The sequence below is a fragment of the Campylobacter concisus genome, assembly GCF_015229965.1.
GTDB classification, from domain to species: Bacteria; Campylobacterota; Campylobacteria; order Campylobacterales; family Campylobacteraceae; genus Campylobacter_A; species Campylobacter_A concisus_BD.
The window spans coordinates 1-12,045 of the sequence record NZ_JAAKZB010000010.1; the positions used below are offsets into that span (position 1 = coordinate 1).

A 12,045-nucleotide genomic window follows, 5' to 3' on the forward strand; every position below is an offset into this window, starting at 1 on the left:
GTATGAAATCAAGAAAATAAAATAATAAAAATGTAAGGGGTTATGCTCATCATAAAAGAGCACTTAGATAGGACAAGCTAATAACATAAAATTAGTTACTAGCAAATCACAGAAGACTAAAGTCTAGCTTAATGCTTAGTTAAATTTATCCTTTAGCATCTTGTATACTTCGTTGTTCTCTCTTTTGCCAACAACTAGCACCAATACTACGATCTCATCATCTTTTACTTGATAGGCCAAGCGGTAGCCGACATCTCTTAGCTTGATCTTATAGACATCTTCATAGCCTCGTAGCTTGTCTTTGGTAACCTTTGGGTTTTCTAGACGCTCACTTAGCTTCTTTTTAAACTGCACTTTTATGCTATTGTCTAGCTTTTGCCACTCTTTTAAAGCACTTGGCAAGAACTCTAGCTCATAGCTCATCTAAGCTTACTTTTACTGGCTTTTCACCACTTGCTAGAGCAGCATCTACTGCTTTGCTTAGATGATACTCTTCTATTATCTCTTTCATCTTTTCATAGACAGAGCTAGGTACTAGATAGGCGCTAGGGACATTGTGGTTTAGTATGGCTACGACATTATCTCCAGCTTGTTTTAAAATTTGAGCTGGAGACTTTTTTAGCTCGCTTATGCTAGCTGTGAAATTTGCTTGTATGGTTTGCATTTTTATCCTTTATTTAATACCTAAAATAATACTAAATAAGATATAAAGATAGTCTTAAAAGTTTATGCTTTGAAATTTACTCCTATTCATTATCATACGATACCATCTCTACTTTAGCCTTTAGTGTGTTTGCATTAATAGGTTTAGCATAGGTGTTTAGCAAAATTTTATACTGCTTTTCATGTCCTACTATCTGGGCTATAAGATTTGCTTCTACCTCGCGTTGCACTAGATAGTCTATAAAGTAGTGTCTAAAAGAGTAGAAGGTCTTTTTAGAGTCTTTGTCTATAAACTTTCTTTGGATCTGGCTTCTAAAAATTTCAGAGAAGTCCTTATTGCTTACCTTAAATATATTTCCGTTTTTCTTACTATTAACATATTCTAGCAGACCTAGATCTATGAGCTTACTATGGATAGGCACAAACCTAATGCTGTTTTTGGTCTTGGTGGTTTTACCATCATTTGTATTTATGTTAAAGCAGTAAATTCCATCTTTTAAGGCTATATCTTCCTTATGAAGCTGTGTGATCTCTTTTATCCTCATGCCACTATAAGCAGCTATCATTGTGACATAGTAGAGCTCATTAGCCTCTATCCTTGAGCTTGGAGATTTACCACTTTGTTTGATACTAGTTACTATCTCAAAGATCTTCCTAGCTTCTGATGCTTCGTATGGAAGCACTGCCCTTTCACTAGGGTCTATGTCTATCTTCACATTCATTTTTGCAGTTATGCTTTTACCTATATAGCCACTATCAAAGCAGTAGTTAAAAAACTGAATAACCCTTATCATATATTTTTGGATAGTGGGTTCAGAGAGTTTGTCATCCTTTTCACCTAGCTTAAGTATCTGAGATAAACTTTTATCTTTATACCTACTCTTTTGAGCTAGCTTAGTTGGAATTTTATAAAGAAGATCTCTAAATTCAAGCAAGTTATCTCTCGTGATCCTATAAACTGGCGTATCTTCGTTAAAGTATAAAAATAAGAGCTTTTTTACGCCAGTAACTAATCTTTGCGTATCTGGCGACCACTTGTCAGCTCTTTTAGTGTTTGTCTCAAATATCTCGAATGCATCCTTTAAGCTCTTTTGATCTTCTAAATTTAAAGCTGAGAATTTATTGCTAGAGCTAGATGTCGCTTGCAATGCTTGTCTGATCTCATACTCTTGTGTTACTTGGGCGCTAGGATTAAAAATACTAAAGCTACTATCGTCATCTAATTTTATCTTGATATTTTTTGGTGGATTTGGATCCAATATGATATCTTCCATGCTTCTATGGCTATTCTTTGTTCTTACTAGCTTTAAATTTGAAGTTGAGCCATACTTTTGATCTAGTATGGCATAAACCGTCTCGCTAATCCTCTGAGCCATAGCCTTAAGCTGCCCATCTGTAATAGGCAAACAGCCGCCATCTTCAAGCTCTTTTATATTTTCTTGAAATGAAGCTATGTCCTTAACGTCAAACGAACTAGGTTTGGCATGTTTGGCTAAGTTATCACTAGAATCATCTTCGAGAAAACAGTGTTCACGCTTGTCATCAAAAAGCACGCTGCTCTTCTCAAGCTTTGATACAAGATAGTTAAGTGTTAGTATGTTCTTCTCTAAAAGAGTTTGTCCTATGTTTTCTTTATCCTTGCTACCAAGAGCGCCAGCAGTGTTAGCGATATTGCTTATATCCTTAATTAAAATTTGAGGTAGATCGCCATCTATCAAACTTTGTTTAAAGTAGTCATTGAGCGCATTTAGAAATTCTACATCCATCTTCTTATTAAGAAGAGAGTGCTCTTTGATGCTCTTACTAAGCTTTACTTTCATAAACGAATTTACAAAAGATTGGATTATGCTATCACTAAGATTCATGTGAACCGCCCTTTTTATCAGGTAAAGATTGTTATCTAGAATTTTAGCCCTTTTTCTGGCTTTTTCCAAGAGATTAGTGGATGTGGAGAAGCAAATTTCTCGCTTTTCGTTAAAAAATTTTCTAATGCTTGGAGCAAGTGTGGCTCGGTAGTAATATATACCGTTTCGCTCCCTTAAGTGTTGTCCCATATTTAATAGCCAACCGGTCAAAAATGGAACAGTTTTATGTAATCACTAAGCAAAAAATCGTCTAAAGTGCGTATTTCAGGCTTTTAGGAGCTCATATAAAAAATCCTCATAAGCCGGAGGTCGGGAGTTCAAGTCTCCCCTTTGACACCAAAATATCCTATTTTAGGCACTAGCAGTGATGCTTTTGTTCTTTCCATTTCTTTAAAATTTCCTTTAAGAGTGGAACACTTAGTTACTAAAGTGGGACAGTCTCTTAAAAATTCCAATGATTATAAAGCCATCGTCCTTTTAATACCATAAAAAATAGATTTGCTTTAAATTTTTGTCAAAATATAAGACTACTCAGCGAAATTCTAAATATATTAAGGAGACTTATAAAGCAGCTCTTATTTAAATCACTCCCCAAAACATATCATAAAAATATTTATACCATCTTCGTGTTTGTATTTTAGGGCATGGCCGTGCTTTTTAAAAATTTGATTTGCTATGTAAAGTCCAAGTCCAAGTCCAGAATTTGAAGTTTCTACTCTTCTATTAAACGCCCTATCAAACTCAAGTCTTTCTTGCTCAAGCTCGTCTCCCACGCTGCTGATGCACAGAGCATTTTTATCTATCCTTACGATGACTTTGTCGCTTGAGTATTTTAAGGCATTATCGATCAAATTTTTAACTCCGGTCGCATAAAGCTCAAAATCAACCTCAACAGCGCTTATCTCACCATCTGCTAGCACATCTATGCGGCTTGTATCTTTTAGCAAAAGCATATCTACCGAGTGATCTACGATGTCTATGACTCGGTGTTTGTTCTTTTTAAGCTCCCACTCGCTCGATACTAGTTTTTCGACCTTGACAACCTCGCCTAGTATCATCTCTAGCCTTATAAAAATTTGTTTTAACCTGTCTCCCGCCTTATCGTCTTGTAAAATTTCAGCGATCATATCCGCCATGATCCGCCCTTTCATTATCGGGTTGCGAAATTCATGCAAGATATTACGCAAAAAGAGCGCTCTAGCCTGTTTTATGGCGTCTATCTTTTGCATAGTCGTGTTAAATTCGCCAGCGATTTGGCCTATTTCGTCGTTTGCCTCTACTTTTATCAGCCTAAATTTATCCTCCTCGCCTGCTCTTCTTATCATATTTTTTAAATTTCTAAGCCTTAGCAGTTTTTTCAAAACGACTATAAAAAATGCGACCATTACTATATTTACTACGAGCCAAAGCACCCAAATGCCATTTGAAGAAATTTCTTCTAAATTTTCTAAAGGCACATCGTTTTTTGCTATGTCATCTTTGCTTGATATATTAAGCCCTGCCGCATCCATAATGCGTGAAAACATTTTTGGATCGATAGAAGAAAATCTAGGCACAAAATAAAACTTTTTGTTATACCTTATCATATCAGCATACGAGTCGCTATAAATTTTCTCTCCGCCTTGCCTGATCTTAATAGGATCAAGCTCGCTACTTTTAAGACCTATTTGCGCTAGTTGTTTAGCCGCGTTGCCTTCTACTTGTCCTCGTATACGCATACCCAGCATAAAGCGCTCATAAGTATGATACTCTGCGTCTCTAATCTGCTTTTTTGATTCGATAAAAAATGCCAAATTTACCGTAATGAGCGCGGCAAAAAAGAAAAAAGATATGAGTTTTATGATAGATATATTACGCATTGATAAATTTATACCCTATACCGCGCACGGGGTGGATGAAGTGTGGATTTTTAGGGTCGTCTCCTATCTTTTGGCGCAAGCGCCCTATGGCTACGTCGATACTTTTTAGCCCGCTTTGAAATTTAGCCTGACCTAAATTTAACAAAATATCCTCTCTTGATACGACTATCCCCTCTTTTTCATAAAGGTAGATAAAGATGTCAAATTCTGCCTTTGTAAGCGCTATGACTTCTCCATTTTTTAATATGGTGCGTCTTTGTTTATCTACGCAAAAGGTTTTGGAGTCATTGCCGGCTTGTATCCCTCGGCGAAGTATCGCCCTTAGCCTAAATGCAAGCTCTATTGGCTCATAGGGCTTTGCCATGTAGTCGTCCGCCCCAAGCTCAAAGCCCTTTATCTTATCTAGCGTTTCGCTGCGAGCCGATGAGATGATGATAGGTAGCGACGGGTAGCTATGCCTTACCTGCTTGCACACCTCAAGGCCGTCCATATCAGGCAAGCCAAGGTCAAGTACCAATGCATCAAAGGTATTTTTCTCATTTAAAATTCTAAGTCCCTCAAGCGGGTTTGTGACTATGGCTACGCTTATCTCGCTTTTTGCAAGTGCATATTTTAAAAGCTCGGCTAGTTCAAGGTCGTCTTCTATAAGTAAAACTTCTATCATAGTGGTGATTATATCAAATTTTAAATTTTGAAACTAAAAATATTTTTTTAGTTAATGTTACCAAAACCTTACCGTTTTTCGTGAGCCTGCGTGTTATGATTTCACTAATAAATCCAAGGGGGATGCCATAAAACACAGTGGCTTTGTGTTTTAAAAGGGCGTGGTTATTCTAGACATATCACCAAATGGCAAAAACTGAAAGGTAAATTTTACATAGCGTGGCATGATCGCAAGTGATGATGCGATAAGCCAAGCTTAAAAAGGCGGCATTGTTAAATGCCTAAAAAAGAAATTTAAGGAGTTTAGAGTGAAAACATCTTTTTTAACTACAAGCAAGAGTAAATTTGCTCTTAGTTTGGCTGCACTTATGGCTATGGCGACCTGTACAAGTGCGAGTGAGAGCTTGGAAGAGGCTTTGCAGGCAAGCACTATGGGTGCGACCTTATTTTCATACTACGATATGGACTCGACAGAGTACTTCCCGCCAGCTAGCAGAACAAATAAAATTCGCGAGCACATCGGTGGTTTAGGTGCTGAGCTTAGGTTCTTAACTGGCTCTTACTATGGCTTTAAGCTTGGTCTTACGGCTCAGGGCTTAGTAAATTTTGCTCCGTCAAAGGCTGCAAAAGAGTATTTTGCCTATGACTGGAATAGCGAAGGTGTAGCACTTTCAGAGGCCTACTTAGGATATGAGAATGACTACATCGACTTTAAATTAGGCCGCCAGTACTACAACTCAAAATACACAGGCCTAGTGCCGCCGCTCGTGGCAACAAACACGGACGTGGGCTACAAAGAGGCATTTGAGGGCGTGAGCGCTAGGATAAAGCTTGATAGTATAAATACCGTTATCGGCCTAGCTGACTTTTGGAAATTTGCAGGTAGATCAAGCGCAGTAACTGGTGGAGATCACGGCGCGCCAAGGTTTAAAGATAGAGTTGTTATCGGTGGCTTTGGGCCTTACGGCTATAAATTTGACAATATCTTTAACTCGTTTGTAACATATAGCGGCATCCCTGGCGTCTCGCTCACGGCCGGTTATGCAAACGTATCTGGTCTTGAATACGATGACGCAGCCAACTCAAAAGGCGATATAAATTTCTACTTCGCAGCTGCTGGCTACAAAACGCCTACGCTTTTTGAAAACGCGATCGTTGGCATAGACTTTATGTATAAAGGCTCAAGAACAAACGGCACTTTAAAAGAGAATTTCGACTTTAACGGCGATTACTATGCAGGCATGATAGGGCTTTACAACGCTTATGGCGCTGATTTTAGATACGCATACTCAACCGTTAGTAAAAACCAGATGTCGCTTCAAGGCATAGGAAACGACGTTGGCTCATTTACGGCCACTCCGATCTATGGTCCGTTTTTATTTATGAATTTTGCTGGTATGAATTTACATAAATTTAGCGCAGGCTACGACCTTAGCAATGTAGGCGCCGAGGGTCTTAGAGTGGATGCTGACTACTGGTATGGCAAACAGCACAATGGTAGCAACGTCAGATCAGGTGGCCTTCATGGTCAAGCACCAGGAACTAGAATCAACGTAAAGGGCTGGGACATGCAAGTAACTTACAAAGTCCCTGCGGTTAAGGGTCTAAAACTATCAGCTATCTATGAAACATTAGATAGAAAGCTAAAATATACAAACGGCGATTCTAAGGGCAAGACAAGAGATGAAGAGCTTTGGCTAAGAGCCACTTACGACTTTGACATATTAAAATAAACTTAAAGCAAGGAGTATAAAATGGTAGAAAATAACGAACTATCACGTCGCTCGTTTTTAAAACGTAGTGGCGCACTCACACTTGGCTCAGTTGCAGCAGGATCAGCGCTGCTAACAGGCTGTGATAACCCAAATAACCACCTCATCCATCCAGAAAAGGAGACCACAAAAGCACCTGATGTGCCAAAATGGCTAGGTGTTGAGCCTGAAATTTCAGACAAAGATATAAAAGAGACGCTTGAAACCGACGTGCTTATCATCGGTGCTGGCGTTTCAGGGCTTCACGCTGCGCGCGCTGCTAGCGAAAAAGGCGCAAGGGTTATCGTCCTAGAAAAAGCCAGTCGCTTTCAGGTTAGAAGCGGTCAGTACGGCACTCTAGGCAATAAATTTCAAAGAGAGCTTGGTATCAAATATGACAAGAATGCGGCCATAAATGAACACTTAAAACAGATGGGCTATCGCGCCGATCAGCGAGTGTGGAACTACTGGGCGGATCACAGCGGCGAGGACTTTGACTGGATGATAGAGCTTGCTCCTGCGGTGCATTTTATGAAAGAGACCGATACGCAGCTTGATAGAAGTAAGATAAATTTGATGGTTATGCACTATCCACTCCCGGCCGGATACGACCCAAGTAAGGAAAACAGCCCAAGCTATCCAACTGTTATGTCCTTTTTACCTAGCCAAGAGCCGATGATGGAGCTAGTTTATGAAAAGTCTATAAAACAAGGTGCAAAGTATATCTTTAAAACTCGTGCAAAAAAGCTACTTCGCGACAAAACGACTGGCAAAATGCAAGGAGCGATCGCGCAAAATATGGCTGATGGCTCATATATCAAGATAAATGCTAAGTCGGTGATACTTGCTACGGGCGATTATATGAATGACCCTGAGATGGTAAAGACATTTGTGCCGTGGGTGGCAAATTTCTTCTGTCCGTTTCCAAACAGAGACTACAAAAACAATCCGACCAACACGGGAGACGGACACAAACTTGGCTCATGGATAGGTGCAAAGCTAGAAGACGGACCGCACGCACCAGTCGCTCACACGCTTGGCGGACCGCTTGGCGTTGATGCGTTTTTACTAACAAATGCAAAGGGAGAGCGCTTTACAAATGAAGATCTAAGCGGTCAGCAAGTCACTCAGCCGCTCTCTCGCCAACCAGGAGGCTTTGGCTGGCAAGTATTTGACTCTAAATTTCCAGAGCAAGTCGGCCTCATGGGCGTATCACACGGCAGCGTAAACCACTGTGTAGAAGATAATCCAAAGCTTCCACCTGACTGCCAGTGGGCGATAGGCAAAACATCATATATATCGGTAAAAGATATTGAAGAGATGCCTGATGTCATAAAAGCAAACACCATTGAAGAGCTTGCTAGTAAGCTCTACCCTGATAACAAAAAGGCGCAAACACAGTTTTTGGCGACCATAAAACGATACAACGAGCTATGCGACAAAGGCCATGATGATGACTTTGGCAAGACCGCTAAGAGGATGTTTCCAGTCCGCCATGCGCCGTTTTATGCTGGCAAAATGGGAGTAGGTGCGAGCCTGGTCGTCATGGGCGGCTTCACCGTAGAGCCAAGCACTGCAAATGTGCTAGATACCGACTATAACGAAATTTCAGGACTTTACGCCTGCGGTAACGTTATGGGCGGACGCTTTTTGGGAGATTATCCAGTAGTTTTAGCCGGCACTAGCCACGGAACATGCCTATGCTACGGACGCTTAGCAGGCTATCAGGCTGCGGCAAACGCAAAAGGAGTACAAGCATGAGCAATAGAAAAAAATATACGATAATAGGACTAATAGTAGCCGCTATCGTGGGCTTTATAGCTTTTCATCAGATAGAAGCAGCTAGCCACAAGGCTGAATTTTGTATCTTGTGTCACAACATGCAACCAGAATACGACTCTTATACAAAAGGAAATTTGCTAGCTAAAAAGCATAAAGATGCAAATGTAACATGCCACGACTGCCACACTCCAACTATAGGTGAGCAGCTAAATGAGGTCAGGATGTATGCAACTGGCGACTTTGAGACACCAACAAAACAAAGAGGCTTTACTAACGAGCAGTGCACCAGCTGTCACAAGATAGCTGATATCAGGAAAAAGACCGCACACTACGGCCTATCTAACCCACATGAAGGCACTCACAATAAAGACAATGAGATGCTTCAGTGTCAGTCATGCCATGCCGTGCATCATCCGCAAAAGCTAAATACTTGTATGTCTTGCCACCCAATAGACTGGAAGGTAGATAGCAGCTGGAAGATGTATCCTCCTACTAAAAAATAACCTCATATCCGCCTCATCTGGGGCGGATCTTTCTTTTTAAATTTGGTTTTTGGTGCTAAATTTTGGTTAACCAAACCAGCTAAATTTTTATTAAATTTATTTAATTTCTCGCCCTTTTAACATATAAGAACTTTTTTATATTTTTTAAATAAAATAACAACAAAATTTAACAACTTCACACTAATACATTGTGATGGTAACGGATTTTAAATACTATTAAAGGACGAATTTATGCTTAGAAAAATTTTATTTGCTATCTCCTTAGTAGTTTTGGCTGCATATGCTACTACTATGGATGACGCTGATGACTACAGCATCGCCGCGTACGAATACTATCAAAACGGCAACTACTCAAAAGCCATTGAGGCTTACACAAAAGCGCTAGAAATTCAGGAAAACATTTTAGGAAGAGATGATATAAAAAATGCTGTCATTTATAACAACATGGGCCTTGCCTACGCTTTCATGGGAGAGTACGAAAAGGCTTTAGAATTTGCAACAAAAGCTTTGGCTATACAGGAGAAAATTTTAGGGAAAGAAAACGCGGAAGTTGCCACTAGCTATAATAATATGGGGCTCATTTATCACTACATGGCTAATTACCCAAAGGCGTTAGAATTTAATAAAAAATCCATAGATATATTAGAAAAAATCTCAGGGATGAACGATCCTACTATTGGCACATCTTACAGCAACGTAGGGCTTATTTATGCAAAGATGGGCGAGCACTCTAAAGCATTAGAATTTTACAATAAAGCATTAAGCGTGCAAGAGAGAATGTTAGGCGAAGATCATCCAGAAACTGCCATAACATATAACAACATAGGCCTTACTTATATTTATCTGGGCGACTATCAAAAAGCACTAGAATTTTTTAAAAAGACTTTGAAAATTTATGAAAAAAATTTAGATAAAAATCATCCAAATATTGCACTTTGCTACAATAATATAGGCTTTGTTTATAGAAATATGGCTGATTATTCTATGGCTTTAGAATTTTATAAAAAAGCTTTAGAGATACAAGAGCATATTTTAGGCAAGAATCATCCAGATGTAGCCAATAGCTATAACAATATAGGTCTTGTTTATAATTATTTAGGCAACTATCCTAAGGCACTAGAATTTTGCACAAAAGCTTTAGATATACAAGAAAAAGTCTTAGGTAAAGATCATCCAAATACTGCCATCAGTTATAATAATCTTGGCATTATTTATAATAACATGAACGACAATACAAAAGCTTTAGAATTTTATACAAAAGCTTTAGATATACAAGAAAAAGTCTTAGGCAAAAATCATCCTGATATAGCCACTGCCTACAACAACATAGGGCTTATTTATGAAGAAATGGGCGACCACCAAAAGGCTTTAGAAAACACTATGAAAGCTTTAAAACTAAGAGAAAATATCTTAGAGGAAAACCATCCTGAAAATATCATTAGCTATAACAATCTAGGGCTTATCTATAATCATATGGGCGATAATAAAAATGCTTTAAAATTTTATACAAAAGCGCTAAAGGCACAAGAGAAAAAGCTAGGGGACAATCATCCTCTTACAGCTAGCATTTATAACAATATAGCAGCTATTTACGACGAAATGAACGACAAAGTTAGTGCATTAAAATATCATACAAAAGCCTTAGATATAAGAAAACAAATACTAGAAAAAGATCATATTGATATTGCCAACAGCTATAGCGATATAGGGTTTGTTTATGATTATATGGGCGATTATCCTAAAGCGTATGACTACTTTAAAAAATCCTATCAGATATTTAAACTCAATAGAGATAGAAATTTTAAAGTTCTAACCAATGAACAAAAACATATTTTTCAAAAAGCTAACGAGAGATTTTTATCAAATGTTTTAGATAGCGGATATTCATATCAGCAAATTTCAGATGATAAAAAAGCTCTAATAGAAGAAATTTATGAGATATTTATAAACGACAAGGGCATACTTTCTGATGACGAAAATGCTACAACCAATATGAAAGATATAAAAATAAGTGATTTAACAAATCAACTCGAGTCAAATGAACTTTTTATAGATATTGGCTACTATGGAAAAAACTACTATATTTTTAGTATAGATAAAAGTGGCGAGATAAAATTTGCAAAAATCAACATCGAAAATAGCAATATGATAAATAAAATAATTGCTAATAAAACAAATTCCAAAACAGCATTAGAAAAGCTGCATGATATAGTGATATCAAAGGCCGTAGGAGAGAAAATATACAAATTTGACTCTATTGTTCTTTCTCCAGATGGAGAGTTAAAGCTACTACCTTTTAAAAAAATAATAAGTAGCGAAAAACATCCAATAAAGCCAAAGCAATTACGCTATGTGCCTTCAGCAAAAGAGTTTATATCAAAAAATAAATTCTAAAAAATCTATTTATTTAGCTTTAAATTTAGCGAGCGAGAAAAAACTTGCTCGCTATAAATTTCTATTTACCCTCTGGATCTAGCCCATTTAAAATGTAGCCAACCTCTTTGTCGCTTAGGTCGTAGTGTAAAAACTCTTTATAAAAATTCTTTGTCTCAGCTTCGATATTCACATCTTTAAAAGCTCAGGATGCAGGGTCTTTGCCGCCCATAAAATTTGTAAAGCTCCCTCAGCGCCGTATCTATCCCAGCTAAAGACGCCAGCTGGATTTACATAGACTTTTTTGTTTTTGACAGCGTTTGTGTCGGCATAGACTTGATCTTCATATAGCTTTTTAAAAATTTCTGGTGCTTTGGCTCTGCCTATGATGATCACGTCTGGGTTTATATTTATGATCTCTTCGGCATTGATTTCAAGCATATTTCCAGCTTTTGAAACCGCATTTTGCCCACCTGCAACCATTATCCACTCATCTATGATCGTATTTGTGCCATCGACCTTAAGTAAATTCTTACCATCAGCCATGTGAAGCACTTTTGGTCTATCTGACGCAGCGATTTTTTGG

General features: G+C 38.3%; 10 protein-coding genes. 4 read left to right on the forward strand and 6 right to left on the reverse strand.

The window, feature by feature from the left end:
* Nucleotides 1–135 precede the first annotated feature (135 nt).
* The 5 genes from G6W43_RS05580 to G6W43_RS05600 all read right to left on the reverse strand — a co-directional run bounded on the left by G6W43_RS05580 (nt 136) and on the right by G6W43_RS05600 (nt 5,051).
* Nucleotides 136–423: a type II toxin-antitoxin system RelE family toxin gene (locus tag G6W43_RS05580; protein WP_103573149.1), complete on the reverse strand. Its 288-nt coding sequence runs from the start codon at nt 421–423 to the stop codon at nt 136–138.
* Nucleotides 413–664, reverse strand: a complete 252-nt coding sequence (locus tag G6W43_RS05585; RefSeq protein ID WP_054195888.1) for a type II toxin-antitoxin system Phd/YefM family antitoxin — start codon at nt 662–664, stop codon at nt 413–415. The genes G6W43_RS05580 and G6W43_RS05585 overlap by 11 nt, the downstream gene beginning before the upstream one ends.
* Nucleotides 665–746: 82 nt before the next feature.
* Nucleotides 747–2,528, reverse strand: a complete 1,782-nt coding sequence (locus tag G6W43_RS05590) for a site-specific integrase (RefSeq protein WP_194169329.1) — start codon at nt 2,526–2,528, stop codon at nt 747–749.
* 584 nt (nt 2,529–3,112) lie between these two features.
* Entirely contained in the window at nt 3,113–4,387 is a 1,275-nt protein-coding gene (locus G6W43_RS05595) for an ArsS family sensor histidine kinase (RefSeq protein ID WP_107785767.1), read from the reverse strand.
* Complete coding sequence (locus tag G6W43_RS05600; protein WP_219809271.1) at nt 4,380–5,051, reverse strand: response regulator transcription factor; 672 nt, start codon at nt 5,049–5,051, stop codon at nt 4,380–4,382. The genes G6W43_RS05595 and G6W43_RS05600 overlap by 8 nt, the downstream gene beginning before the upstream one ends.
* Nucleotides 5,052–5,358: 307 nt before the next feature.
* Here G6W43_RS05600 and G6W43_RS05605 point away from each other — a divergent pair, with 307 nt between their 5' ends.
* The 4 genes from G6W43_RS05605 (at nt 5,359) to G6W43_RS05620 (ending at nt 11,480) form a co-directional block, all read left to right on the forward strand.
* A complete protein-coding gene (locus G6W43_RS05605; protein WP_194169330.1) occupies nt 5,359–6,783 on the forward strand; it encodes a metalloid reductase RarA in 1,425 nt (474 codons plus the stop codon).
* Nucleotides 6,784–6,804: 21 nt separating this feature from the next.
* Nucleotides 6,805–8,562 carry an FAD-dependent oxidoreductase gene (locus G6W43_RS05610; RefSeq protein WP_149712450.1) on the forward strand — a complete coding sequence of 586 codons (1,758 nt, stop codon included), beginning with the start codon at nt 6,805–6,807 and terminating at the stop codon, nt 8,560–8,562.
* The gene (locus G6W43_RS05615; RefSeq protein ID WP_107785770.1) at nt 8,559–9,086 is read left to right on the forward strand and encodes a cytochrome c3 family protein; all 528 of its coding nucleotides are present in this window, start codon (nt 8,559–8,561) and stop codon (nt 9,084–9,086) included. Before G6W43_RS05610 ends, G6W43_RS05615 begins: the two co-directional genes overlap by 4 nt.
* A gap of 231 nt (nt 9,087–9,317) precedes the next feature.
* On the forward strand, nt 9,318–11,480 hold the full coding sequence (locus tag G6W43_RS05620; protein WP_103617908.1) for a tetratricopeptide repeat protein: 2,163 nt from the start codon (nt 9,318–9,320) through the stop codon (nt 11,478–11,480).
* A gap of 168 nt (nt 11,481–11,648) precedes the next feature.
* Here the strand turns inward: G6W43_RS05620 and G6W43_RS05625 are convergent, their stop codons facing one another.
* Nucleotides 11,649–12,005, reverse strand: a complete 357-nt coding sequence (locus G6W43_RS05625; RefSeq protein WP_410369150.1) for an ABC transporter substrate-binding protein — start codon at nt 12,003–12,005, stop codon at nt 11,649–11,651.
* Nucleotides 12,006–12,045: the final 40 nt, after the last annotated feature.

Excerpts from the sequence above, each read along its gene's own strand:
- G6W43_RS05625 (WP_410369150.1), bottom strand. The coding sequence starts at position 12,005 with ATGGCTGATGGTAAGAATTTACTTAAGGTCGATGGCACAAATACGATC.
- G6W43_RS05595 (WP_107785767.1), bottom strand. The coding sequence starts at position 4,387 with ATGCGTAATATATCTATCATAAAACTCATATCTTTTTTCTTTTTTGCC.
- G6W43_RS05610 (WP_149712450.1), top strand. The coding sequence starts at position 6,805 with ATGGTAGAAAATAACGAACTATCACGTCGCTCGTTTTTAAAACGTAGT.
- G6W43_RS05600 (WP_219809271.1), bottom strand. The coding sequence starts at position 5,051 with ATGATAGAAGTTTTACTTATAGAAGACGACCTTGAACTAGCCGAGCTT.
- G6W43_RS05590 (WP_194169329.1), bottom strand. The coding sequence starts at position 2,528 with ATGAATCTTAGTGATAGCATAATCCAATCTTTTGTAAATTCGTTTATG.
- G6W43_RS05620 (WP_103617908.1), top strand. The coding sequence starts at position 9,318 with ATGCTTAGAAAAATTTTATTTGCTATCTCCTTAGTAGTTTTGGCTGCA.
- G6W43_RS05615 (WP_107785770.1), top strand. The coding sequence starts at position 8,559 with ATGAGCAATAGAAAAAAATATACGATAATAGGACTAATAGTAGCCGCT.
- G6W43_RS05580 (WP_103573149.1), bottom strand. The coding sequence starts at position 423 with ATGAGCTATGAGCTAGAGTTCTTGCCAAGTGCTTTAAAAGAGTGGCAA.
- G6W43_RS05585 (WP_054195888.1), bottom strand. The coding sequence starts at position 664 with ATGCAAACCATACAAGCAAATTTCACAGCTAGCATAAGCGAGCTAAAA.